1 protein-coding gene is annotated in these 274 nt (G+C 43.1%); it reads right to left on the reverse strand.

The features are described from left to right. On the reverse strand, nt 1-274 hold a 274-nt coding region (locus tag SB765_RS29605), incomplete at both ends, for a hypothetical protein (protein ID WP_410932488.1).

A 274-nucleotide genomic window follows, 5' to 3' on the forward strand; every position in this document is an offset into this window, starting at 1 on the left:
CTACATTTTCCAGCTCAGTACAGTAAGCTTGCAGTGCAGTACTTACCTGAGACTCTAAATCAAGGTTGAGTACCGCATTACCCAGTGCTCTACCCATTAAAAACTCTAGCGATAAATACGCTGTTTTGCGGCGTTTTTGTTGTTTAATTTGCTGATTAGTTTCTCTGCAACGCGCAACGAGTCTATCTCTTATTGTCAGCGCCAATGCATGATATAAATACAACTGCGACTCTCCCACCACATCACGCCCTAAGGTGTAATAAAAGTGGCGAGT

It is taken from the genome of Pseudomonas sp. SIMBA_067 (assembly GCF_046534675.1).
Taxonomy (GTDB): Bacteria; Pseudomonadota; Gammaproteobacteria; order Pseudomonadales; family Pseudomonadaceae; genus Aquipseudomonas; species Aquipseudomonas putida.